The following is a 21908-nucleotide window of genomic DNA, read 5'->3' as shown; positions in this document are numbered from 1 at the left end:
GTTACGGATCCTGGCAGGAAGCGGCCCCGAGGAAGGGCCGGTTCCTGCCAGGATCTCTCGCCGGACCAGGGCCGGGGAGGGCGGCGGCGCTAGGCCACGAAGATGCAGAACGGGTGACCGGACGGGTCGGCGAAGACGTACAGCGGCTCGTCGGGGTCGTCGGTCCGGTCGATCAGGAGTTCCGCGCCCAGGGCCTCCGCCCGCGCACGCTGACTCTCCAGCTCGGACGCGTCCGGGACCGTGAAGTCGAGGTGCAACTGCATCGGCACGTCGTGCCGGGGCCAGGTGGTCCGAGGCAGGCGGTCGACGAGTTGGAAGGCGAGCTGGGCCGCCCCGTCGGAGTCTCTGAGCACGAGCCAGTCCCGGTCGTCGGCCGTCCCGTCCGTCGGCGGTTCGTCACCGGGCCGGTACCGCAGCCCGAGCAGTTGCCGGTAGAACTCGGCGAGCTCCCGTGGGTTCGTGCTGTCGAGCACGGTGTGCAGCAACCGGGGATATCCAGACATGCCCGTCCTCCGCAGCGACCGGTGGGCGTTTTCCGACCCGACCCTAGACCGGATCCTCCGGTGCTGCCGGATTCGCCAGCGTGGGCCCTTCCTTTCGAGAAAGCGAGAGGGCCCCCGCCTCACGGATCAGCCGAAGCGGCCGGTGATGTAGTCCTCGGTCTTCTTCACGCCGGGGTTGCTGAAGATCTTCTGCGTGTTGTCGTACTCGATGAGGCGGCCCGGGTCGCCGGTCTTCTCGATGGAGAAGAAGGCGGTCCGGTCCGAGACACGGGCGGCCTGCTGCATGTTGTGCGTGACGATGATGATGGTGAACTTGTCCTTGAGCTGGAACATCAGGTCCTCGATGGCCAGCGTGGAGATCGGGTCGAGCGCCGAGCAGGGCTCGTCCATCAGCACCACCTGCGGCTCGACGGCGATCGTCCGGGCGATGCAGAGCCGCTGCTGCTGACCGCCGGAGAGGCCGGCGCCGGGCTTGCCCAGCCGGTCCTTCACCTCGTCCCACAGGTTGGCCGAGCGGAGCGCCTTCTCGGCCGCCTCCTCCAGGATCCACTTCCTCCGGACCCCGTTGAGCCGCAGCCCGGCCACCACGTTCTCGAAGATGCTCATGGTGGGGAACGGGTTCGGCCGCTGGAAGACCATGCCGATCATGCGCCGGACGGCGGTGACGTCCACGTCCCGGTCGTAGATGTCCTGGTCGTCGATGGTGAGGCTGCCCTCGACCCGGGCGCCGGGCAGCACCTCGTGCATCCGGTTGATCGACCGCAGGAAGGTGGACTTGCCGCAGCCGGACGGGCCGATCAGGGCGGTCACCGTCTTCGGCTCGACCGTCAGGTTGATGTTCTCGATCGCCTTGAAGGCGCCGTAGTAGGCGGTGACGCCCGAGGCTTCGATGCGCTTGGCCATGGTGGTGGTACCTCCGGGGTTCATCGGCCGAGCCGGTTGCGACGGGCCAGCAGCTTCGCCGCGACGGTCAGGATCAGCACGAGGGCGACCAGGGTGAGTGCCGCGGTCCACGCCCGTGCCGGCGCGTACCGGGACGCGTCACCGGCCTGCTGGTAGACGAAGAGGGCCAGCGACGACTGGTTGTTCTCGAACGGGTTGAAGTTGATCGCCGCGCCGCCACCGGCGACGAGCAGCACCGGGGCGGTCTCGCCGGCCGCGCGCGCGATGGCGAGCATGACGCCGGTGACGATGCCCGGCAGGGCGGTCGGCAGTACGACCCGCAGGATGGTCTTCCACTTCGGCACGCCGAGGGCGTACGCCCCCTCGCGCAGCGGCGCCGGGACGAGACGCAGCATCTCCTCGGTGGAACGGACCACGGTGGGCAGCATCAGCACGCTCAGCGCGAGCGCGGCGGCGAAGCCGGAGAAGCTGGGCCGCCCGTCGTTGAACCACGGCGAGACGATCAGCACCCAGAACGCCAGCACGAACAGGCCGGCGACGATCGACGGGATGCCCGTCATCACGTCCACGAAGAACCGGATCGCGGCGGCGAACCGGCCCCGGCCGTACTCGACGATGTAGATCGCGCAGAGGATGCCGAGCGGGACGGTGATCAGGGCGGCGATGCCGACCTGCTGGAGCGTGCCGACGATCGCGTGGTAGGCGCCGCCGTTCGGGTCCCGCGCGCCGATGTTGTTCATCGAGGTGAGGAAGAAGTCGCCGTCCAGGCGCTCGGCGCCCTTGCTGACCAGCGTCCAGACCACCGAGGCCAGCGGCAGGACGGCCAGCACGAAGGCGGAGTGGATCAGCGCGCTCCAGGTGCGGTTGCGGGCCGACCGCCGCCCCTCGACCCGGTTCGCGGCGGCGAACAGGCCGGCCAGGTAGAGCAGCGCGGCGACCACCACGACCAGCACCGGGCCGCCGGTGCCGGTGCCGTACACGAAGGCGGCGGCGACCAGCAGGGCGGCTGCGGCGATGGCCGGCGCGGCGTACCTGGGCAGGCGCCGGGCCTTGAGGGTGGGCGGCTGCGCGGGCGGGCGGGTCCGGTGCGACGTAACGACTGTGGTCATGCGGCCGACTCCGTGAACTCCCGGCGGCGGTGGATGATCGCCCGCGCCGTGATGTTGACGATCAGCGTGATGGCGAAGAGCACCAGGCCGGAGGCGATCAGCGCGCCCCGCCCCGTGTCGTTCGCCTCGCCGAACGTGTTGGCGATGTTGGCGGCGATGGTGTTGCCGCCGCTGGAGATGAGGTTGAACGAGATGCCGAAGGTGATGCCGAGGGTCATCGCCAGGGCGATGGTCTCGCCGAGCGCCCGGCCCAGGCCGAGCATCACCGCGGCGACGATGCCAGGGCGGCCGTACGGCAGCACGGCGGTGCGGATCATCTCCCAGCGGGTGGCGCCGAGGGCGAGGGCCGCCTCCTCGTTGGCGGTCGGGGTCTGCAGGAACACCTCGCGGGAGAGCGACGTGATGATCGGCAGCACCATGATCGCCAGGACCAGCGCGCCCAGCATGATGGACTTCCCGAACGGTCCGTCGCCGCCGAAGATCGGGATCCAGCCGAAGTACGTGTTCAGCCAGGCGGAGAAGTCGCGTACCGGGTTGATGAAGACGTCGCGGCCCCAGAGGCCGAAGACCACGCTCGGCACCGCGGCCAACAGGTCGATCAGGAAGCCCAGCGTGGTGCCGAGCCGGCGCGGCGCGTAGTGGGACAGGTAGAGCGCGATGCCCAGGGCCACCGGCACCGCGATCAGCAGGGCCAGCGCGGAGCTGAACACGGTGCCGAAGGCGAGCGCCCCGATGCCGAACCTCGGCTCCGCGTCGTTCGGGAACCAGCCCTCGAAGGTCCAGAAGCTCTCGGTGTTGGCTCCCAGCGCCGGTACCGCCTTGGCGACGAGGAAGACCGCGATCGCGGCGATGACGACCAGGACTGTGGCGCCGGCGCCCAGGGTGAGGGCGCGGAAGGCCCGTTCGGCGCCGAACGCCCGGGCCCGGGGCAGCGCGCCGCCGCCGCCCAACCCGGCTCCGCCCGGGGTACGGGTGCTGACTGGTGCCTCGGCCGGACGCGCCGAGGCACCGGCGGGCCGGTCGTGACCTTCGGTCACGCGCGTCCCGCCGGTGCCGGCGTGGGCCGAGCGGTGGGGGGTTTCACCCATCTGCTCGCTCGCTTCGGGTTGAGGTGGTGGTGACGGTGTCGGTGCGGGCGGCTCAGGCGAGGTTCTTGACCGCGGCCTCGACCTTGGCGCGGACCGTCTCGGGCAGCGGGGCGTAGCCCAGCTCGGTCAGGTCGGCCTGGCCCGCGGTGCTCGCGGCGTGGCCGAGGAAGCCCTTGACCAGCGGGAGCTTGTCGGCGGCGAGGCCCTTGGAGCAGACGATCTCGTAGGTCACCAGGACGATCGGGTAGGCCCCGGCCTCCTTGGTGTTGTAGTCGATCTTCATCTTGAGGTCGTCGCCCTGGCCGACCACCTCGGCGCCGGCGATGGTCTTGCCGGCCGACTCGGCGGTCAGCTCGGCGAACTCGCCCGCGCCGTTGCCGACCTTGGCGGTCTTCAGACCGCCGTTCTCGGCGTACGACCACTCGACGTAGCCGATGGTGCCGTCCTGACCCTTGATGGCGCTGGCCATGCCGTCGGACTTCGCCGCGCCGGTGCCGCCGGGGGCCTTCCACTCCTTGGCCTTGCCGAACGTCCAGTCGGACGCGGCGGTCTTGGTCAGGAAGTCGGTGAAGTTGTCGGTGGTGCCGGAGGAGTCCGAGCGGTGCACCGCGTTGATGGCGGTCGACGGCAGCTTGGCGTCCGGGTTGTCGGCCTTGATCGCCGGGTCGTCCCACTTGGTCACCTTGCCGGCGAAGATCTTCGCCAGGGTGGCCGGCTTGAGCTGGAGGTTGTCCACGCCGTTGACGTTGTAGGCGATGGCGACCGGGCCGATGACCATCGGCAGGTTGATCGCGGCGCCGCCGACGCACTTGGCGTCGGCCTGCGGCTGCTCCTCCTCCTTGAGGGCGGAGTCCGAGCCGGCGAAGTCGGCGGTGCCGGCGATGAAGGCCTGGATGCCGGCGCCCGAGCCGGACGGCTCGTAGTTGATCTTGGCGCCGGAGCACTTCTGCTGGTAGGCCTTGATCCACTCGTCCATGGCGTTCTTCTGCGCCGACGAGCCCTGGGTGTTCAGCGTGCCGGTGGCGCAGTCGGCGGCGGCCGACCCGGAGGCGGAGGCGCTGCTCGCGGGCTCGTTGTTGTCCGAGCCGCATGCGCTGAGAGCGAGCGTCGCGGTAAGAGCGAGGCAGGCGAGGGTGCCGTGCCGCTGGAGCTTCACCTGAGGGGTTTCCCTTCACGTCTGACTTCGCCCCCGGATTGGGGGGCCGGGGTACCGGCGCTCACCGGCTGATCCAAAAGTTAGGAGCGCCAGGTAGCCGGTTCGCCGGTCGGAAGTGAACGGGGAGTGAACAGGTGCGACAGGGCAGATGACCGCTCGCTGAGGGCGGGTTGTCCGTTGTGTGAACTCGGCTGCCGCTGTCGGAAGGATGGGGATCTTCCGGGGCGGCGGCGCGCGCGGCACGGGCCCGGGCCGTCGCGACCCGGGCCCGTTCTGGCGTCAGGCCGACTGGTAGTTGACGTGCGCCGACCAGCGGGCGAAGCCGAGCCGCTCGTAGAGCGCGACGGCGGCGGCGTTCGACTCGTCGACGTAGAGCATGACCCGGTCCAGGTCCCGCCGGTCCCGCAGGTACGCCAGGCCGGCCGCGGTCAGCGCCCGGCCGAGCCCGCCGCGGTGGGCCGACGGGTCCACGCCGAGGACGTAGACCTCGCCGATCCGGGCCGAGCCGGGTCGTTCGTGGACCTTCGTCCAGTGGAAGCCGAGCAGCCGGCCGGTGGACCCGTCGACGGCGAGCAGGAAGCCCTCCGGGTCGAACCACGGCTCGTCGAGGCGTACCCGCAGGTCGGCGGGGGACCAGCGGCCCTGTTCCGGGTGCTCGGCGAAGGCCCGCGCGTTGAGCGCCAGCCACTCCTCGTCGTCGGCGCCGGGCCGGAACGCGCGCAGCGTCACCCCGTCCGGCAGCGGGTGGTCGGGGACCGGGGCGGTCAGCGGCCGGCGCAGCTGCCAGAGCACCCGGGCCCGGCGCAGGCCCAGGTCGACGCCGAGCGCGGCGGCGGAGGGGTGGTCGCCGTGCGCCCAGACCCGCAGCGGGCCGTCGGCCGCCGCCAGGACGCCCCGGGCCAGCGCGCGGCCCGTCCCGCGCCGCCGGTACGCCGGGTGCACCACCAGTTCCACCCCGACCCCCGCGCCCGGGTCGGTGGTGTCCAGGTGCGCGTACCCGGTCAGGGTGCCGTCGTCCGCCCGGGTGGTCAGGTGCACGGCGGGCGCGTCCGGGTCACGCAGCCGGAGCAGGACGTGCTCGTCGAACGGGTCCGCCCCGTCCGCGTCGCCGGCGACCCGGGCGAGGGTCGTCACGTCGGCGATCTCCGTGGGGCTGAGGCGGTCGGCCCGGGTCACCCGGCCGCTGCTCGCTTCGGGGTTGCTCATGACGTCACCGTAGTCCCGTCGATCCCCGGCGCCGTCGCGCTCGGCCGGTCGCCGGGGCGGTGCGGCGGTCGCCGGGCCGGACCGCCCGTGGTCTGGTCGGCTCACGTTCGCCCGTCGGGCAGCGCCTCCACCTCGAACCGGCTGGTCAGGTCGGGCAGGATGCGGTGCAGCGCGTCCACCGTGCCCTGCCGGTCGCCGCCGGCGTCGTGCAACAGCACGACCGAGCCGGGTACGACGCCCGCCACGACCGTCGCCGCGATCCGGCCGGCTCCGGGCAGCTCCCAGTCCGCCGGGTCCACGGTCCAGTGCAGCGGCGTCATGCCGAGTTCGTGGGACACCGACACCACCGGGCCCGTCCAGGCACCGCCGGGCTGCCGGTAGTACGCGATCGGCGCGTCGGGCACGGCCGCCCGGATCGCCTCGCTGGTGCGCAGCAGGTCCGCCCGGATGACGGCGGGCGACCGGCGGCCGAGGTCGACGTCGTGGCTCCAGCTGTGGTTGCACAGGGTGTGCCCGTCGGCCGCGATGGCCCGGATCAGGTCCGGGTGGCGCTGCGCGTTCTCGCCGACCACGCAGAAGGTGGCCCGCACCTGGTGCTCGCGGAGCAGGGCGAGCACCTGCGGCGTGTACCGCGGGTCCGGCCCGTCGTCGAAGGTCAGCGCGACCAGCGAGGTGCCGCTTGTGGTCTGCGCGCCGAACGGCCCGTCGGCCGGTCCCGGCGACGGCGTGCCGTCGGGGCTGGCGCCGCCGTCCTGTCCGGCCTCCGACGGGCTGGTGCTCGGCCCACCCTCCGGGGTACGGCGCGGAGCGTCCTTCGTCGGCGGCTGGTCGGCGTAGTGCGGGCCGGTGGCGCTGGTGGTCACGCTGGACCGCGACGTCGACGGGTCGGGGACCAGGCTGCGCCCGAGGGCGTACGCGGAACCGAGCAGCGCGGCGACCACCAGCGTGACGAGCCCGATGGTGCGCGCGGCCGAGGGATCCCGGATCAGCGGGCCCCACCGTGTCGAACCGCCGCCGCCCCCGTGGTCGATACGCACTCCGCCGCCCCCTTTTTGTCGCAAACCCGGCAGTCAGAATAGAACCGGCGAGCCACACAAAAAGGGCATATGCGAAACCGTCCCTGAAGGGACGCGGAGGTCAGACCGGCAGGGGCGCGTGCTCGCTCTCCGGCAGGGACCGCGAGGGCGGTACGACGAACTTGTAACCCACCTGCCGCACCGTGCCGATCATCGACTCGTACTCGGAGCCGAGCTTGGCGCGCAGCCGCCGGACGTGCACGTCCACGGTGCGCGTGCCACCGAAGTAGTCGTAGCCCCACACCTCGCGCAGGAGCTGGTCCCGGGTGAACACCCGGCCCGGGTGCTGGGCCAGGAACTTCAGCAGCTCGAACTCCTTGTAGGTGAGGTCGAGGGGCCGGCCCTTGAGCTTCGCGGCGTAGGTGTCCGGGTCGATCGTCAGTTCGCCGGCGCGGATCGAGCCGCCGGCCCCGGAGGTGGCGTTGCTCAGCCGCCCGACGGCGAGCCGCAGCCGGGCCTCCACCTCGGCCGGCCCGGCGGCGGCGAGGATGACGTCGTCGACGCCCCAGTCGGCGTTGAGCGCGATCAGGCCGGCCTCGGTGACCACCGCGATCAGGGGCACCCCGAGCCCGGTGGCGTGCAGCATCCGGCAGGTCGCCCGCGCCTCGCTCAGCTCGGAGCGGGCGTCGACCAGCACCGCGTCCGGGCTGGGGCCGGCGACCAGGGTGCGGACGTCGCGTGGCGCGGTGCGGACCGAGTGCGGCAGCAGGTCGAGTGCCGGCAGCACTGCGGATGGTTCGCCTGCGCGCGCGGTCACCAGCAGCAGGATCTCCACGATCACCTCCGTCCCGGCGGCCGTCGGCCGCGCGCGACCAGCGCACTCCGTGGCGGGGCGTGACGCTGATGAACTTGCGTGGGTCCCGGCGTCGCTGACGGGCGGGTAACGGCTTGAGCGTAACCGAAGGCCCCGGTCGCGCCTCCGCGTCCTTTCCCGTTTGCCCGGCTTGCCCCTGATCGTGACCCCAGGTTTTAACGTTGCCGAAACCGTGGCCCCCGCGTCGGCCGGCGGGTCTGGCACGATCGGGGCGTGTTTCCCTCCAGCTCGCCCGAGACCGGCCGCGACCAGTGGCCCGACGGGCCCCGCCCCGGACCGTCCGGCCCGTCCAGTGGCCAGCCGCCGGCGCCGCGCACCGGGCCGGCCCCCGACGACGACGGCGAGCGCCGGGAGCGCAGCGGCCCGCGCCGCGCCCGGCGGGCCGGTGAGCCGGCCCGGCGACCCGACGACGAGCCGGACGACGAGCCGGACGAGGAGGTGGTGGAGCCGGTCGAGGTACGCCGCCAGCTCGCGCTGACCGTCGCCGGGTTCGCCGCGCTGCTCGGGGTGGGTCTGGTGCTCGGGGCGCAGACCGCCGGCCCGGGGCACCGCCTGCCCTTCGCGTTCGTCGTCTTCGGCGTGCAGTTGCTCTTCGTGCTGGCCTGGACGATGGCCATGCGACCGCCCGCGCTGCTGCTGGTGGCCGCCGTCAGCGCCGCCGCCGCGGTGGCGGCCGACACCGCGGCCGTGCAGACGGACGTCGCCGGCCTGGCACCACTGGGCTACGTCGCGGCGGGCGGCTTCGCCCTCGGGGTGCTCGGCCAGCTCGTCCGGCGGGTCGACCGGGTGCGGGTGACCGACTCGCTCGGCAGCACCCTGCTGATCGTGGTCGGCGTCGTCGCCTTCGCCACCCTGATCGTGCTCAGCCGGATCCCGGCGGGCACCCAGGCCATCACGGTGTGCCTCACCGCCAGCGCGGTCGCGCTCACCGTCGCCCGGCTGACCGACGCGGTCGCGCCGTGGCCGCGGCTGGCCCCCCAGGTGCCCCGGGGCGCGGCCGGCGTGGTCGCTGGCGCGATGGTCGGCACGCTGGTCAGCGCCGTCCTCGGCAGCTACCTGGTGACGCCCTTCACCCCCACCCGGGCCGCGATCATCGGGCTGGTCGCGGCGGTCACCGCCGTGCTGGCCGACCTTGCCGTGGGCTACGCCGAGGCGGGCCGGCTGATGGCGGGGGAGCCGCCGACCATGTGGGTGGCCCGGCACATGCAGGGGCCCCTCGGTGGCTTCGCCCTGGCCGCGCCGGCCGCGTACGCCATGTGCAAGCTCGTTCTCTGACGCGGCGGTTGAGCTTTTCCCCGATCGGGTACCACCGGTGGGCCGCTCCGCGGCACCCTCGGCACTGACGACAGGAGGCGGCGTGGCGCACGACGAGACGTACGAGGAGCGGCCCCGGCGACGCGGGCGCAAGGTGCTCATCACCCTCGTCGTGCTGCTGCTGGTCCTGGGCGGACTGATCGTGGTGGCCGACCGGGTCGCCGTGGGGGTGGCCGAGCGGGCCATCGCCGACCAGGTCCGGCAGGAGATCGCCAAGCAGGGGGCGCAGTCCTCGCCGCCGGAGGTGGAGGTCGGCGGGGTCCCGTTCCTCACCCAGGTGCTCGACGGCCGGTACGAGCGCATCTCCATCGCGCTGCGCGACGTGCAGGGCTCGGTGCGCGGCGACGCGGTCGCGCTGCCGAAGCTCGACGTGGACGCCCGCAACGTGCGCGCCTCGCTCGACACCATCCGTTCGGGGCAGGGCGACGTGGTCGCCGAGACCGTCGACGGGACGGGCACCATCAGCTACGACAGCCTCGCCAAGCTGCTCGACCGGCCGGGGCTGACCCTCGGCGAGCAGAACGGCCGGCTGGCCGTCACCGCCCCGGTCGACATCCTCGGTCAGCGCCTCACCGTGACCGGCACCGCCGACATCACGGTCGGCAAGGAGGGGCAGGTGGCGCTGAAGTTCAACGACCTGACCGCCGACGGCCTGCCGAACCTGCCGCTGGCCCGGACGCTGCTCGGCAACTACGCCCGCAGCATCTCCATCGACGTGCCCCTGCCCGAGCTGCCGTTCCAGCTCGCCGTCCGGGAGGTCCGGCCGCTGCCCGAGGGGCTGGCCGTCACCGCGGACGCCCGGAACGTGCCGATCAACTCCGCCGCCGGCTGACCGACCCGACCGACCCACCGCCTCCGGCCCCCGCCCCGCCCGCGCCTGCGTCCGCGTCCGCCCCGGCCGCGCCTGCCGGTCAGGAAGGGCCCCTTCCTCCACCGATTGCGATAGGAAGGTGCCCTTCCCTGCACCCCGGGCTACCAGTACGCGCGTCCCGGATGCTGGTCGGTCCCCTGGTGTGCCCGCGCCCGGCTGGTAGGCTCCCTGCTCATGGGGACGCTCCTCACCAAACGGCGCGCGGTCGACCTGTGCCGCGTGGCCACCTGCCTGTGTCGCCCCGTCATCTGACGGCGGGGCTGTCCTCGGCCGCCTAGCGGCCACCGGCAGGCAGGGATTTTTCTTCTCCCGTGCTCTCTTTCAACGCCCGGCAGCGGCGCCGTCGCACGAACCCGTGATCCGTCCATACGGTGGATCCCGCGCGTGGTGCGATCGTCACGACTTTCGATGCCCCCGTGCTGGTTCACCATCCATCCTCACCAGGGAGTGATCTGATGAGTCGCGACACCGCACTCGTCTCGGCCGAATGGGCCGAGAAGAACCTCGACGCCCCGGGCGTCGTCTTCGTCGAGGTCGACGAGGACACCTCGGCCTACGACACCGGCCACATCGCCGGCGCGATCAAGCTGGACTGGAAGACCGACCTCCAGGACCAGGTGCGCCGGGACTTCGTCAACAAGAGCCAGTTCGAGGCGCTGCTCTCCGAGCGGGGCATCAGCAACGACGACACCGTCATCCTCTACGGCGGCAACAACAACTGGTTCGCCGCGTACGCGTACTGGTACTTCAAGCTCTACGGCCACCGCGACGTGAAGCTGCTCGACGGCGGTCGCAAGAAGTGGGAGCTCGACGCCCGTCCGCTGGTCCGGGACGCGGTGACCCGCCCGGCGACGCAGTACGTGGCGCAGGAGCCGGACACCTCGATCCGGGCCTTCCGGGACGAGGTCGTGGCCGCCATCGGCACCAAGAACCTGGTCGACGTGCGCAGCCCCGACGAGTTCGCCGGCCGGCTGCTCGCCCCCGCCCACCTGCCGCAGGAGCAGGCGCAGCGGGCCGGGCACATCCCCACGGCGATCAGCGTGCCGTGGTCCAAGGCGGCCAACGAGGACGGCACCTTCAAGTCCGACGACGAGCTGCGCAAGATCTACGCCGACGCCGGGCTGGACGACGGCCGCGAGACCATCGCGTACTGCCGGATCGGCGAGCGCTCCTCGCACTCCTGGTTCGTGCTCCAGGAGCTGCTCGGCCACCGCAACGTGAAGAACTACGACGGATCCTGGACCGAGTACGGCTCGCTGGTCGGCGTGCCGGTCGCGCTCGGCGACGAGCCCGGGGAGGCCTGAGCCATGACCGCACCCACCGCTGCCGGCTGCGCCGCGCCCGACCAGGCCGCCCCGCTGCCCGCGAGTCTGGACCTGGAGAAGGAAACCGTGATCACCGGCGTCGTCCGCTCCGACGCGGGCGAGGCCGTCCCGGGCGCGTACGTCCGGCTGCTCGACTCGACCGGTGAGTTCACCGCCGAGGTGGTGACCTCGCCGGCCGGCCAGTTCCGGTTCTTCGCCGCGCCGGGCGCCTGGACCCTGCGGGCGCTCTCCCGGCACGGCAACGGCGACACCGCCGTGACCGCCGCCCGGGGCATCAACGAGGTCGCCGTCACGGTCGCCTCCTGACCCTTCCCCCGCTCTGATCGGCCCGTGGCCCGTCGCCTTCGCAGGTGGCGGGCCGCGACCGTCTCCGGGCACTGTCGACCGGCGTGACACGATTGCCCCCGTGAACGGCGTGGAAGCGGCGGGGCAGGCCCCGCCTACCGGTCCCGATCGGCCGGCGGCCCCCCGACGGTGGCTGCCCTGGCTGCTCGCCGGCACGGTGGCGTGGGCGGTGCTGCTGGCGGCGCTGACCTGGCTCTCGGTGCGCAACGATCCCCCGACCGTCCGGGAGCAGCGCACCCTGACCGAGGCCGGTGGCGTCGTCGACCGCGCGGTCGGCGCACTGGTCGCGGCGGCCGGCGAGACCGCCGTGCTGACCCCGCCCGTGGTCGATCGGGGCTGCCGGGTCACCCCGTTCGCCGCCGGCGCCGACCTGTCGCGCGGGGTGGACGTCTTCGTCGCGGCGGGCGGGGAGGCGACGCTGTTGGAGCGGGTCGCCGGCCGGCTGCCGGCGGACTGGCGGGCCGGGGTCCGGGTCACCTCGAACGGTCCCCGGTTGCGCGGCGACGCGGGCGAGTTCGTCACCGTCTCCGGCGGGGTCGCGGGGGACGGTCGGGTCCGGCTGACCGTCGACACCGGCTGCCGGCCGGTGGGCGACGGCTACGACGTACCCGCGACCGGTGCCGCCGGCGCGGAGGCCGACGCCCTGAAGGAGGCCCTGCGGGCCCTCGGGGCCCCGGCCGGTCCGGCCGTCCAGGTGGTCACGGCGCCCTGCCCCGGCGGCGGCACCGCCCGCTCCGCGCGCTCCGCCGGCTTCCCGGCCCCCGCGTCCCCGGCCGCCGCCCTGGCCCCCGTCACCCGCCTTCCGGTGCTGGACGACCCGCAGGCGTACGCCTACCGTCGTGGCCCGGTGACAGTCGTCGCCGACCTCTCGGGGGACCGGGCCGTCGTCTCGGCCAGCACCGGCTGCCCTGCCTGAGGAGTGGGTCAGCGGCTGCCCGGGTGGTCGTGCGCGCGGCTGCGGCCCAGGGCGTCGACGTGGCCCCAGCGGCCGGGGATGTCGAGCAGTTCGACGCGCCCCATGCCGTCGGGCACGGCGGGGTCGATGATCAGGTGGTCGCCCTGCGGCTCCAGCCCCAGCATCACGCGTAGCAGCAGCAGCGGCGTGCCCGCCGACCAGGCCTGCGGGCTGCACGCCGTGGGGTACTCCACCGGGTAGTCGGTGAGGCTGCGCTCATAGCCGGCGAAGGCCTCCGGCAGCCGTCCGCCGAAGAACGGGGACGCGGCCAGCATCGCGTCGCAGATCTGCCCGGCCTCCCGGCGGAAGCCGTACCGCCACAGCCCCCAGGCGATGATCGAGTTGTCGAACGGCCACACCGTCCCGACGTGGTAGCCGACGGGGTTGTACCGCCCCTGGTCGTCGGCGAGGGTCCGGACGCCCCAACCGGAGTAGAGCCGCGGCCCCATCAGGTGTTCGGCGATCCGGCCGGCCCGCGACTCGTCGACGATGCCGCTCCACAGCAGGTGCCCGATGTTGGAGGTGAGCGCGTCGACCTGCCGGCCGTCGGCGTCCAGGGCGAGCGCGTAGTACTCCCGTTCCGGGATCCAGAAGTCCCGGTTGAACCGGATCTTCAGCTCGGCCGCCTCCCGCTCCAGCCGGTCGGCGTACGCGGGGTCGCCCCAGAACTCCCGGGCCAGTCGGGCGCCGCGCATCTTCGCGTCGTACGCGTAGCCCTGGAGTTCGCAGGTGGCGCGCGGGAAGCCGGGGAGCCGGCCGTCGCGGTACGAGATCGAGTCCCAGGAGTCCTTCCAGCACTGGTTCGCCAGCCCGGTCTGCGGGTTGCGGGTCTGGTACCAGAGGTAGCCCGTGCCGAGCAGGTCCCCGTACGTGTCGATCCAGGCGAGGGCGGCCCGGGTCTGGGCCTCCAGTCCCCGTACCAGCCGGTCGTCGCCGGTCCACCGCTCGTACTCGTCGAGCAGGATGACGAACAGCGGCGTCGAGTCCGCCGAGCCGTAGTACGGCGAGTGGGGCTGTTCCTCGAAGCCCGCCGTCTCGCCGTAGCGCAGCTCGTGCAGGATCTTGCCCGGCTCCTCGTCCCGGAAGTCGTCGATCCGGTGCCCCTGGAGGCCGGCCAGCATCATGAGGGTCGGCGGGATCAGCTCCGGCAGGAAGGGCACCGCCTGGAGCGAGGTGATGAGGCTGTCCCGGCCGAACAGCGTCATGAACCACGGCAGGCCGGCGGCCACCAGGCGTACGCCGAGGGTGATCGACTCATAGCGCAACGCCGCCAGGTCGCGGAGGCTCTGCTGGTACGCCCCGCCCAGCGGCTCGCAGTCGCAGCCGAGCTTCGGCGCCCGGGCGACCAGGTCCTCCTGCTCGGCCCGGATGGCGTCCGAGGCGCGGCTGCCCCCGTACTGCGGCAGGTTGGCCCGGATGTCCTCGCCGCGCGCGCCGTAGACGACTGTCGACACGTGCAGCCGCGTCGTCCACTCGCCGCGCGGGCCGACCCGGACCCGGTAGGTCATGCCGGAGACCTCGATGTGCGCGGGCATGCTGGTGCGGATGACCGTCTCGCGGTGGAACCTCTCCCGGCGGTAGGTCAGGCGCAGCTCGTTCTCGCCGACGGTGGCGGTGGAGTGGCCCTCCTTGCGTCGGACGTGCTTGATCTCGAACAGGTCCGCGAAGTCGGCGCCCATGGCGAGGTGGACGACGAACTCCATCTCCTCGCCGGAGTGGTTGAGCAGCGTCAGCTCCTCCTCGAAGCTGCCGCCGATGGCCCGGCTGCGGATCATCGAGACCTTCGCGTCCAGGTAGTGCGTCGGTTCGCCGGGCACGAGGAAGAAGCGGGTGCGGAAGGACTCCGCGGTGTCGACGGAGAGGGCGTGCAGCTGTTCGCCGTCGAGGGTCAGCACCCAGGTGGAGAGGTGCCGGGTGTCGAACGAGAAGAGCCCGCTCGGGAAGTCGAGGGACGGCTCGACGTTGCCGCGCTTGTCGCTGACCAGGAAGGTGTTGCCGTCGAGGATGCTGACCAGTTCCTTCACGGCAGCCGCCCGGCCTGTCTGCGGGCGACCGTGCGGGGGTCCCGGGTGCCGGGCGGGTCGGGGAAGAACCGGTGGAACAGCAGGAAGAGCACGATGTCGCCGCTGAAGCTGCTCTCGTTGCGCAGCACCGACGAGATCGCCTGGGCCCGGCCGGTGACGAGCCGGTCGAACAGGTCGGCGCTGGTGTACCAGATCGCGTCGGCGGGCCCCCGGTCGCGGCTCACCTCGATCTCGCCCGGACGAAGGCGGACCAGCCAGTGCACCGTCTGACCGCCCTGCGCGAGGTCGATCTGCATCGTCCCGCTGACCGGGCTGACCAGTACCTCGGGGGCGCGCGCCGGCAGTGATTCGAAGAATCGCTCCGTCGCCTCGGTCATACCCGAATCGTAGGCATCTGTCCGACCTGCCGGGCCGGTATCGGCCCGGCGGCGGTCAGTAGACCAGGGCCTGGGCCCCTTCGGCCGTCGCCTCCTCGACGAAGACCGCGGCGCCGGCGATGCGGACACCCGGCAGCACGTCGTCCGGCCCGATGTCCCGCCGGGCGGCGCACTGCGTGCAGGCGGTCACCGTGCCCGTGGTGAGGATCACGTGCAGCAGCTCGGCCAGCGGGGCCGAGTGCGGCAGCTCGAACTCCTGTGCCTTGCCCGGCAGCGCGAACCAGGTCGACTCCCCGGTCAGCCAGAGCGACACGTGCACCCCGGCGGCGGCCGCGGTGGCGGCGACGGTGAATGCCTGGGCGCACCGCTCCGGGGCGTCCGCGCCGGCGGTGGCCTTGACGACGAGAGTGCGGGCCATGGGGCCCAGCATAGAATGGTCACGATGGTTACCGAGATCGGGTTCGTCAGCCTGCTGGTCGCCGGCCTGGGCGCGCTCGCCGGTGGCCTGGTCTACCTGGCCGTACGCATATCGAGAGGTAACTGGTGAGCGACGAGAACCCCCTGCAGCCACCGCCGTGGCTGAACGCGCCGCCGGTCGACCCGTACCCCTACGAGGAGAGCCACGACCTGCGCGTCGGCCCGAAGCTGCATCCCGCGCTGGACGGCCTGCTGCCGTACGTCGGGGTGTGGCGCGGCCGGGGGCGGGGCGGCTTCCCCACCATCGAGGACTTCGACTTCGCGCAGGAGATCCGGATCAGCCACGACGGCCGGCCGTTCCTGTCCTACGAGTCGCGCGCCTGGCTGCTCGACGAGCAGAGCCGCCCGGTCCGCCCGGCGGGTCGCGAGGTCGGCTGGTGGCGGCCGGTGATGGACGGCGACCGGGTCACCGACGAGCTGGAGGCGCTGATGACCGTGCCCACCGGCGTGATGGAGCTGCACATCGGCAAGCGCAAGGGCACCCAGATCGAGTTCGTCACCGACGCGGTGGTCCGCACGGCGACCGCCAAGGAGGTCACCGCCGGTCACCGCCTCTTCGGCATCGTCGAGGGCGCGCTGCTCTACGCCCAGGAGATGGCGGCCCTGGGCCACTCCCTCTCCCCGCACCTCTCCGCCCGCCTCACCCGGGTGGCCGGCTGACCCTCCTCCCGGGGGTCACGGGCGGGGAAAGCCCAGGAGCGCCTGGAGGGCGGGGGTGCGCGCGCAGCGGCGCAGCGGGACGGCGTCCAGGGTGCGGATCTCCGCGAGGCCACGGACGGACGAGCTGAGCCAGACGCCGTCGGCGGTACGCAGCTCGGCCGGGGTGACCAGGCGCTCCTCGGCGCGCAGGCCGAGCGCATGGGCGTGCGCGAGGAGCCAGGCGGCGGTCACGCCCGGCAGGATGCCGGTCTCGGCGGCGGGCACCGTGCAGAGGGTGTCACCGGCCAGCCAGACCAGGTTGGCCGTGGGCCCCTCCAGCGCGTATCCGTCGGAGGAGACCCAGAGCGCGTCGTCCACGCCGGCGCGGGCGGTCCACCGGCGGGCGGCGGTGCTCACCGCGTACGAGATGGACTTGACCCCGGCCGGCAGCCAGTCGAGTTCGGCGCGGGCCCGCGCCGCGACGCCGAGCGGCAGGGTCGCCACGGTGATTCCGTCCCGGCGCGCCGCCCGGGTCGCCGCCGGCACCTCGCCCAGCGTGGCGTAGCCGGTGGGCGGGCCCCCGCCCTCCGGGCCCCGGGTGCAGACCAGGCGCAGCGCCCCCTCCACCTCGGCGGGCCAGCCGGCGCGGACGGCGTCCAGCAGTTCGACCAGCACGTCGGCGGCGGGCAGCAGCAGGTCGACGGCCGCCGCCGCCCGGGCGAGCCGGGCCAGGTGCGCGTCGCGCAGCCACGGCCGCCCGTCCCGCAGGTGCATCGTCTCGAAGAGCCCGTCGCCGTGCAGCACGCCCCGGTCGTCGCCGCGCAGCACCGGCTCGCCGGGCGGCACCAGCCCGCGACCCGGCACGGCGATCCTCGACGCCACCATGACCGCCGAGCCTAGCGGCGGGCCGGTCGACACCGGCGGCGCGCGTGCGGGGCGAACTATGATCGGACGGTGTCCGAATCCTCCCTCGCGGAAATGCTCCGCGCCCGTGGGCTACGGCTGACGGCGCAACGGCAGTTGATCCTCCAGGCCGTGCTGGACCTGGGGCACGCCACCCCGGAGCAGGTGCACACCGCCGTCCGGGAGGTGGCCGCAGGAGTCAACATCACCACCATCTACCGCACGCTGGAGCTGCTGGAACGGCTCGGCCTGGTCACCCACACCCACCTCTCGCACGGCTCGCCGACCTATCACGCGGCCGGCGAGGACCAGCACGTCCACCTCGTCTGCCGGGGCTGCGGCGCGATCGACGAGATCGATCCGGAGCTGCTGCGCCCGCTGGCCGACCAGTTGGCGAGCCAGCGCGGGTTCCGGGTGGACATCGGCCACGTCTCGTTCTTCGGCCTCTGCGTCCGCTGTGAGAACGGGGACCGGAAATGATCGACATCGCGGGCGCGGTGAGCGTCGAGAGCATCGACGAGGCCAGCCGCGACCAGCCCGAGCCGGCGCACGCGGCGGCCGGCGTGCGGGGCGTGGCGGCGCACTACGGCGACCCGATGCGCGAGCAGCGCACCCTCGACACGGCGGTCGGCCTGGTCGACCGCTCACACCGGGGCGTCGTCGCGGTGCCGGGCGAGGAACGGATCGGCTGGCTGCACACCCTCACCAGCCAGCACCTGGCGCAGCTCGGCGCCGGCCAGGGCACCGAGCTGCTGGTGCTCTCCCCGCACGGGCACGTCGAGCAGCACGCCATGGTCGCCGAGGACGGCATCACCACCTGGCTCGACACCGAGCCGGGCGCCACCGCCGGCCTGCTGTCGTACCTGGAGCGGATGCGGTTCTTCAGCAAGGTCGAGCCGCGCGACGTGACGCCCGAGCACGCGCTGCTCTCCCTCGTCGGGCCGGAGGCGCCCGCCGCGGCGGAGACGCTCGGTGCGACCGGGCTGGCCGCGCCCGACGTGGTCGCGGTGCCGGGCCCGAAGTTCCGCTCCGGCGAGCTGCCGCCACGGCCGACCGCGCTGTACGACGTGCGCCCGCTGCCCGTGGGCGGCTGGGCCCGCCGGGGCCCGATCGGCGTGGACCTGCTGGTGCCCCGGGCCGCGATGGAGCAGGTGGTCACCGAGCTGCGGGGCAACGGGGTGCCGGTCGCCGGGCTGTGGGCGTACGAGGCGGTGCGGGTGGCCGCCCGGCGGGCCCGGGTCGGGGTGGACACCGACCACCGGACGATCCCGGCCGAGGTGGACCTGGTCGCCCCGGCCGTGCACCTGGACAAGGGCTGCTACCGGGGCCAGGAGACCGTGGCCCGGGTGCACAACATGGGCCGGCCGCCGCGTCGGCTCGTACTCCTGCACCTGGACGGGGTGACCACCGACCAGCCGCCGGTCGCCGGCACGCCGGTGACCCTCGACGGCCGGGCGGTCGGCTTCGTCGGCACGGCCGTGCACCACCACGAGCTGGGCCAGGTCGCCCTGGCCGTGGTCAAGCGCAACGTCGCCGACGACACCCGCCTCCTGATCGGGGAGACCGCCGCCGCGATCGATCCGGCCTGACCGCCCCTCGGCGAAAGAATCTCTGCTTCGTGGCGCTGAGGCCGGAAAAGTTCCGGTCGACTGGCTCGCTGACCTCGGTCTAGGATCCGGGCATGACGACAGGGACGTTGATCACGGTTGCCCCCACCGGCGCGGAGTCGGCCAAGGCCGAGGTGCCGGCGCTGCCGGTGACGCTCGACGAGCTGCTGCTGACCGCCAAGGAGTGCGAGGCGCTCGGCGCCGCCGTGATCCACGTCCACATCCGCGACGACGAGGCCAGGCCCACCCTGGACCAGGGGCGGCTGCGGGAGACCGTGACGGCGCTGCGGGAGAGCACCGACCTCGTCGTGCAGCTCTCCTCGGGCGGCGCGGTGACCGACCCGGAGGCCGACCGGCTCGCCGTGCTCGACGCCGGGCCGGACATGGCCTCCTGCACGATGGGCACGCTCAACTTCGGTGACGACGTCTTCCTCAACCGGTGGGAGTTCATCGTCGACCTGCACACCCGCATGCAGGAGCGCGGCATCGTGCCCGAGTACGAGATCTTCGACCTCGGCCACCTGACGGCGCTGCAACGGCTGCTCGGCAAGTACGGCCTGCCGGCCGGCGGGCACGTGCACGTCGACTTCGTGATGGGCGTACCGGGCGGCATGCCGGGCACCACCCCGGCCCTGGTCGCCGCCCACCAGGCACTGCGCGACCTGCCCGAGGGCACCACCTTCTCCGCCACCGGCATCGGCCGCAGCACCATCCCGGTAATGCTGGCCTCGCTCTCGGCCGGCGGGCACCTGCGCGTCGGCATGGAGGACACGGTGACCTACGCCAAGGGCCGCCCGGTCGAGTCCAACATGCAGCTCGTCGCCCGGGCGGTCGGCTTCGCCCAGCTCGCCCAGCGGCCGCCGCTGACCACCGCCGAGGCGCGCGGGCTGCTCGGCGTGCCGGCCGCCGGGCGGTAAGCGGCGACCCGGGCCGGCGCTGCTGTACACCTGGTCGTCGACGACCTGCTCACCCGCCCGCCGACCGCTGCCGGCGGTGCCGGTACCGTCCACCCTGTGGGAAAGACGTACGAGGGCGGCGCGCCGCTCGCCGAGGTGGTCCGGTCGGGGTTCGTCGAGGGCGTGCACCGGGGCTCGGTGGTGGTGCTCGACGCCTCGGGGCGGACGGTGGCCGGCGCCGGGGACGTGACCTCCCCGGTCTTCCCACGCTCGTCCAACAAGCCGATGCAGACGGTCGGGATGCTCCGCGCCGGGCTGACGCTGGCCGACCCCGCCGACGTGGCGCTGGTCTCGGCCAGCCACGCCGGGGAGGAGTTCCACCTGGCCCGGGTCGGGGCCCTGCTCGCCCGCGCCGGGCTGGACGAGTCGGCCCTGCACTGCCCGCCGGACCTGCCCGTGGGCGACGAGGCGCGGACGGCCGTGCTGCGCGCCGGCGGCGGCCCCACCCGTACGCAGATGAACTGCTCCGGCAAGCACAGCGGGATGCTGCTGACCTGCCTGGCCGCCGGCTGGCCGCTCGACGGGTACTGGCGTCCGGAGCACCCGTTGCAGCAGCGGCTGCGGGACGCGGTGGAGGAGTTCACGGGCGAGCCGGCTGCGGCGGTCGGCGTGGACGGCTGCGGCGCCCCGGTGCTCGCCGTCTCGCTGACCGGGCTCGCCGGGGCGTACCTCCGGCTCGTCTCGGCGGAGCCCGGCTCCGAGCCGCGGACGGTGGCCGACGCGATGCGCGCCCACCCGGACCTGGTCGGCGGCACCCGGGCCGAGGACAGCCGGCTGATGCGGGGCGTGCCCGGGCTGCTCGCCAAGATCGGTGCCGAGGGGGTCGTCGCGGCGGCGGTGCCCGGGGTCGGCGCGGTCGCCATCAAGATCGACGACGGCGCGGGCCGCGCCCGGATGCCGGTGCTGGTCTCCGCCCTGCGCCGCCTCGGGCTGGACGCGCCGGTGCTGACCGAGTACGCCGAACTGCCGCTCTTCGGCGGCGGCCTGCCGGTCGGCGCCGTCCGGCCCCTCTGGTAGCCGTTACGCCCGTCGTCGCGACGTTCACCGGGCGTTCGAGGGGCGCGACGCGGCGTCGTCAGGGTGGAGGGCCATTGTCGTCACTCGTATCCCATGGCCGGGACGACCTTGCCGAGTGCTTCTTCGATGAACTCGCGGGTTTCGTCGTCGAACTGGTCGTTGCGCTGCGCCAGCTTGTGCGCCTGGAACGTCGAACGGGTCTCGAAGTCGTCGACGTCGAGCCGCTCGAACAGGGCGCGGCGCTGCCCGGGCCAGTCGGCTGCGAGATCTTCCGCCCTCACCTCGACGTATCGCCTGCCCGTCAGGTCGACCGTGTCCTTCCAGGTGAGCCACCGATCGTAGATCGGCTTGAGGTAGGCGAGCGCGCCGTCGACAGTGGACGGCGCCCATGGCTGGGCCAGGTGGGATGCGAGCACCGACACCGGGTGACGCTTGATGTGCACGATGGTCGCCTCGGGGACCAGTTCCCAGAGGAACTCCATGCACAGCAGGTTGAACGGCGTCTTCTCGCACCAGGTCGGCTTGCCCGCGTCGGCGGCTGCTCCGCCGAAGATGGTGTCGACCAGGCTACGCAGGATTCCGAGCAGTTCGCCCCGGTCGCCGAAGTACCTGGGAACAACCCGCCGGCGGCTCAGCGGCTCGAACGGTCCGGCAGGCCGGTCGGCGTCGCCGAAGCCTTCGGCGGGCGCAGGTTCGTCGAAGGTGCACGCGATCAACTGCGGCCAGAGTTGTTCCACCGCGTCCCGATAGCGCCGCTCGCCGACCAGTTCGGGAACGGTCTTGCCGCGATCGTCGCGCCGGCCGGGCACTCGTACGGTGAGGAAGTCGCTCAGCCGCCGCAGGGCGTCCTCGCCGACGGTGGGGTCGTATCGACCGGTGAGCGCGTCGGCCAGGTCCCGCAGGCCGCCCGGGTCGACGAGGAACCTGGTCTCCATGGGAATCCGGTGGATCAGCGGATGCTCACCGATGATGTCGGCGAGCCGTGACGTTCCCGAACGACCCGTACCCGCTACGAAGACGGGTGCGGGGGAAGGAGACATGGCGAGCAGTCAAACTCCCAGCCCGACGCCCGTGCAATCCAATTATCCCCTGCACCCGTTGGGTCCGGGCCGAGAGCTGGCCGGCTGATCGGCAAGGACCGCCTCCGCTCCGAGCCTGGCGGTCTGGACCTCGGGGGACCGCATCCTGCGCTTCCCGGCGTGGCTGATCCGCGCCCGCCCCGACGAGGTGGTCGACTCCCTCC

Annotated in this window: 25 protein-coding genes; 12 read left to right on the top strand and 13 right to left on the bottom strand. The window is 73.1% G+C overall.

Going from position 1 to position 21908, the window contains the following annotated elements:
- Window positions 1-89: 89 nt before the first annotated feature.
- From ACGFNF_RS08795 to ACGFNF_RS08760, 8 genes are all read right to left on the bottom strand, one after another.
- A complete protein-coding gene (locus ACGFNF_RS08795; protein ID WP_393166703.1) occupies window positions 90-503 on the bottom strand; it encodes a VOC family protein in 414 nt (137 codons plus the stop codon).
- A gap of 126 nt (window positions 504-629) precedes the next feature.
- A complete protein-coding gene (gene pstB / locus ACGFNF_RS08790; RefSeq protein WP_393166701.1) occupies window positions 630-1406 on the bottom strand; it encodes a phosphate ABC transporter ATP-binding protein PstB in 777 nt (258 codons plus the stop codon).
- Between the two features lie 20 nt (window positions 1407-1426).
- Window positions 1427-2515, bottom strand: coding sequence for a phosphate ABC transporter permease PstA (pstA, locus tag ACGFNF_RS08785; RefSeq protein WP_357580332.1), 1089 nt, complete (start codon window positions 2513-2515; stop codon window positions 1427-1429).
- Window positions 2512-3603, bottom strand: a complete 1092-nt coding sequence (gene pstC, locus ACGFNF_RS08780) for a phosphate ABC transporter permease subunit PstC (RefSeq protein ID WP_393166699.1) — start codon at window positions 3601-3603, stop codon at window positions 2512-2514. The genes pstA and pstC overlap by 4 nt, the downstream gene beginning before the upstream one ends.
- A 52-nt stretch (window positions 3604-3655) precedes the next feature.
- On the bottom strand, window positions 3656-4759 hold the full coding sequence (gene pstS, locus ACGFNF_RS08775; RefSeq protein ID WP_327029760.1) for a phosphate ABC transporter substrate-binding protein PstS: 1104 nt from the start codon (window positions 4757-4759) through the stop codon (window positions 3656-3658).
- 279 nt (window positions 4760-5038) lie between these two features.
- Window positions 5039-5965 (bottom strand): mycothiol synthase, encoded by a 927-nt coding sequence (gene mshD, locus ACGFNF_RS08770; protein WP_393166697.1) that lies wholly within the window; start codon window positions 5963-5965, stop codon window positions 5039-5041.
- A gap of 101 nt (window positions 5966-6066) precedes the next feature.
- On the bottom strand, window positions 6067-6996 hold the full coding sequence (locus tag ACGFNF_RS08765) for a polysaccharide deacetylase family protein (protein ID WP_393166880.1): 930 nt from the start codon (window positions 6994-6996) through the stop codon (window positions 6067-6069).
- A gap of 106 nt (window positions 6997-7102) precedes the next feature.
- Window positions 7103-7822, bottom strand: a complete 720-nt coding sequence (locus ACGFNF_RS08760; protein WP_357580335.1) for a response regulator transcription factor — start codon at window positions 7820-7822, stop codon at window positions 7103-7105.
- Between the two features lie 246 nt (window positions 7823-8068).
- Here ACGFNF_RS08760 and ACGFNF_RS08755 point away from each other — a divergent pair, with 246 nt between their 5' ends.
- The 6 genes from ACGFNF_RS08755 (at window position 8069) to ACGFNF_RS08730 (ending at window position 12626) form a co-directional block, all read left to right on the top strand.
- The gene (locus tag ACGFNF_RS08755; RefSeq protein ID WP_357580336.1) at window positions 8069-9130 is read left to right on the top strand and encodes a hypothetical protein; all 1062 of its coding nucleotides are present in this window, start codon (window positions 8069-8071) and stop codon (window positions 9128-9130) included.
- Window positions 9131-9212: 82 nt separating this feature from the next.
- Window positions 9213-10001 carry a DUF2993 domain-containing protein gene (locus tag ACGFNF_RS08750; RefSeq protein ID WP_393166695.1) on the top strand — a complete coding sequence of 263 codons (789 nt, stop codon included), beginning with the start codon at window positions 9213-9215 and terminating at the stop codon, window positions 9999-10001.
- Between the two features lie 213 nt (window positions 10002-10214).
- Window positions 10215-10292: an Ms5788A family Cys-rich leader peptide gene (locus tag ACGFNF_RS08745; protein ID WP_311202345.1), complete on the top strand. Its 78-nt coding sequence runs from the start codon at window positions 10215-10217 to the stop codon at window positions 10290-10292.
- 203 nt (window positions 10293-10495) lie between these two features.
- Window positions 10496-11344, top strand: a complete 849-nt coding sequence (locus ACGFNF_RS08740; RefSeq protein ID WP_357580338.1) for a sulfurtransferase — start codon at window positions 10496-10498, stop codon at window positions 11342-11344.
- Between the two features lie 3 nt (window positions 11345-11347).
- Window positions 11348-11671 (top strand): DUF1416 domain-containing protein, encoded by a 324-nt coding sequence (locus ACGFNF_RS08735; protein ID WP_132230747.1) that lies wholly within the window; start codon window positions 11348-11350, stop codon window positions 11669-11671.
- Window positions 11672-11771: 100 nt separating this feature from the next.
- Window positions 11772-12626 (top strand): hypothetical protein, encoded by an 855-nt coding sequence (locus tag ACGFNF_RS08730; RefSeq protein ID WP_393166693.1) that lies wholly within the window; start codon window positions 11772-11774, stop codon window positions 12624-12626.
- Window positions 12627-12634: 8 nt separating this feature from the next.
- Here the strand turns inward: ACGFNF_RS08730 and ACGFNF_RS08725 are convergent, their stop codons facing one another.
- The 3 genes from ACGFNF_RS08725 to ACGFNF_RS08715 are packed head-to-tail and all read right to left on the bottom strand — an operon-like array spanning window position 12635 to window position 15496.
- Complete coding sequence (locus ACGFNF_RS08725) at window positions 12635-14689, bottom strand: glycogen debranching N-terminal domain-containing protein (RefSeq protein ID WP_357580340.1); 2055 nt, start codon at window positions 14687-14689, stop codon at window positions 12635-12637.
- Complete coding sequence (locus ACGFNF_RS08720) at window positions 14686-15066, bottom strand: SCP2 sterol-binding domain-containing protein (protein ID WP_357580341.1); 381 nt, start codon at window positions 15064-15066, stop codon at window positions 14686-14688. Before ACGFNF_RS08720 ends, ACGFNF_RS08725 begins: the two co-directional genes overlap by 4 nt.
- A gap of 55 nt (window positions 15067-15121) precedes the next feature.
- Window positions 15122-15496 (bottom strand): DsrE family protein, encoded by a 375-nt coding sequence (locus ACGFNF_RS08715; protein ID WP_357580342.1) that lies wholly within the window; start codon window positions 15494-15496, stop codon window positions 15122-15124.
- A gap of 12 nt (window positions 15497-15508) precedes the next feature.
- Between ACGFNF_RS08715 and mtfM the strand changes: the two genes are divergently transcribed.
- Together mtfM and ACGFNF_RS08705 are read left to right on the top strand one after the other, a co-directional pair.
- Window positions 15509-15613 (top strand): small membrane protein MtfM, encoded by a 105-nt coding sequence (gene mtfM / locus ACGFNF_RS08710; protein ID WP_266320062.1) that lies wholly within the window; start codon window positions 15509-15511, stop codon window positions 15611-15613.
- A complete protein-coding gene (locus ACGFNF_RS08705; RefSeq protein WP_357580343.1) occupies window positions 15610-16203 on the top strand; it encodes an FABP family protein in 594 nt (197 codons plus the stop codon). Before mtfM ends, ACGFNF_RS08705 begins: the two co-directional genes overlap by 4 nt.
- A 15-nt stretch (window positions 16204-16218) precedes the next feature.
- On the opposite strand, the gene ACGFNF_RS08700 is transcribed toward ACGFNF_RS08705, so the two are convergent.
- A complete protein-coding gene (locus tag ACGFNF_RS08700) occupies window positions 16219-17067 on the bottom strand; it encodes an aminotransferase class IV (protein WP_393166690.1) in 849 nt (282 codons plus the stop codon).
- A 69-nt stretch (window positions 17068-17136) separates the two neighbouring features.
- Here ACGFNF_RS08700 and ACGFNF_RS08695 point away from each other — a divergent pair, with 69 nt between their 5' ends.
- The 4 genes from ACGFNF_RS08695 to ACGFNF_RS08680 all read left to right on the top strand — a co-directional run bounded on the left by ACGFNF_RS08695 (window position 17137) and on the right by ACGFNF_RS08680 (window position 20665).
- Window positions 17137-17565 carry a Fur family transcriptional regulator gene (locus ACGFNF_RS08695; RefSeq protein WP_132230754.1) on the top strand — a complete coding sequence of 143 codons (429 nt, stop codon included), beginning with the start codon at window positions 17137-17139 and terminating at the stop codon, window positions 17563-17565.
- Entirely contained in the window at window positions 17562-18674 is a 1113-nt protein-coding gene (locus ACGFNF_RS08690; protein ID WP_393166688.1) for a YgfZ/GcvT domain-containing protein, read from the top strand. The genes ACGFNF_RS08695 and ACGFNF_RS08690 overlap by 4 nt, the downstream gene beginning before the upstream one ends.
- A gap of 92 nt (window positions 18675-18766) precedes the next feature.
- On the top strand, window positions 18767-19609 hold the full coding sequence (locus ACGFNF_RS08685; RefSeq protein WP_311411788.1) for a 3-keto-5-aminohexanoate cleavage protein: 843 nt from the start codon (window positions 18767-18769) through the stop codon (window positions 19607-19609).
- Between the two features lie 96 nt (window positions 19610-19705).
- Entirely contained in the window at window positions 19706-20665 is a 960-nt protein-coding gene (locus ACGFNF_RS08680) for an asparaginase (protein WP_393166686.1), read from the top strand.
- An 80-nt stretch (window positions 20666-20745) separates the two neighbouring features.
- Here ACGFNF_RS08680 and ACGFNF_RS08675 read toward each other — a convergent pair whose 3' ends face one another.
- Window positions 20746-21705 carry a sulfotransferase family protein gene (locus tag ACGFNF_RS08675; protein WP_393166684.1) on the bottom strand — a complete coding sequence of 320 codons (960 nt, stop codon included), beginning with the start codon at window positions 21703-21705 and terminating at the stop codon, window positions 20746-20748.
- Window positions 21706-21908 lie beyond the last annotated feature (203 nt).

This window comes from Micromonospora sp. NPDC048868 (assembly GCF_043198195.1).
GTDB lineage: Bacteria > Actinomycetota > Actinomycetes > Mycobacteriales > Micromonosporaceae > Micromonospora > Micromonospora reichwaldensis.
This window is presented reverse-complemented; position numbering and strand designations above follow the sequence as displayed.

What these genes read in the sequence shown, in the direction of transcription:
- ACGFNF_RS08720 (WP_357580341.1), bottom strand. Translation starts at nt 15,066, where the DNA reads ATGACCGAGGCGACGGAGCGATTCTTCGAATCACTGCCGGCGCGCGCC.
- ACGFNF_RS08690 (WP_393166688.1), top strand. Translation starts at nt 17,562, where the DNA reads ATGATCGACATCGCGGGCGCGGTGAGCGTCGAGAGCATCGACGAGGCC.
- ACGFNF_RS08745 (WP_311202345.1), top strand. Translation starts at nt 10,215, where the DNA reads ATGGGGACGCTCCTCACCAAACGGCGCGCGGTCGACCTGTGCCGCGTG.
- pstA (WP_357580332.1), bottom strand. Translation starts at nt 2,515, where the DNA reads ATGACCACAGTCGTTACGTCGCACCGGACCCGCCCGCCCGCGCAGCCG.
- ACGFNF_RS08715 (WP_357580342.1), bottom strand. Translation starts at nt 15,496, where the DNA reads ATGCTGGGCCCCATGGCCCGCACTCTCGTCGTCAAGGCCACCGCCGGC.
- pstB (WP_393166701.1), bottom strand. Translation starts at nt 1,406, where the DNA reads ATGGCCAAGCGCATCGAAGCCTCGGGCGTCACCGCCTACTACGGCGCC.
- ACGFNF_RS08795 (WP_393166703.1), bottom strand. Translation starts at nt 503, where the DNA reads ATGTCTGGATATCCCCGGTTGCTGCACACCGTGCTCGACAGCACGAAC.
- mtfM (WP_266320062.1), top strand. Translation starts at nt 15,509, where the DNA reads ATGGTTACCGAGATCGGGTTCGTCAGCCTGCTGGTCGCCGGCCTGGGC.
- ACGFNF_RS08685 (WP_311411788.1), top strand. Translation starts at nt 18,767, where the DNA reads ATGACGACAGGGACGTTGATCACGGTTGCCCCCACCGGCGCGGAGTCG.
- mshD (WP_393166697.1), bottom strand. Translation starts at nt 5,965, where the DNA reads ATGAGCAACCCCGAAGCGAGCAGCGGCCGGGTGACCCGGGCCGACCGC.
- ACGFNF_RS08675 (WP_393166684.1), bottom strand. Translation starts at nt 21,705, where the DNA reads ATGTCTCCTTCCCCCGCACCCGTCTTCGTAGCGGGTACGGGTCGTTCG.
- pstC (WP_393166699.1), bottom strand. Translation starts at nt 3,603, where the DNA reads ATGGGTGAAACCCCCCACCGCTCGGCCCACGCCGGCACCGGCGGGACG.
- ACGFNF_RS08735 (WP_132230747.1), top strand. Translation starts at nt 11,348, where the DNA reads ATGACCGCACCCACCGCTGCCGGCTGCGCCGCGCCCGACCAGGCCGCC.
- ACGFNF_RS08700 (WP_393166690.1), bottom strand. Translation starts at nt 17,067, where the DNA reads ATGGTGGCGTCGAGGATCGCCGTGCCGGGTCGCGGGCTGGTGCCGCCC.
- ACGFNF_RS08740 (WP_357580338.1), top strand. Translation starts at nt 10,496, where the DNA reads ATGAGTCGCGACACCGCACTCGTCTCGGCCGAATGGGCCGAGAAGAAC.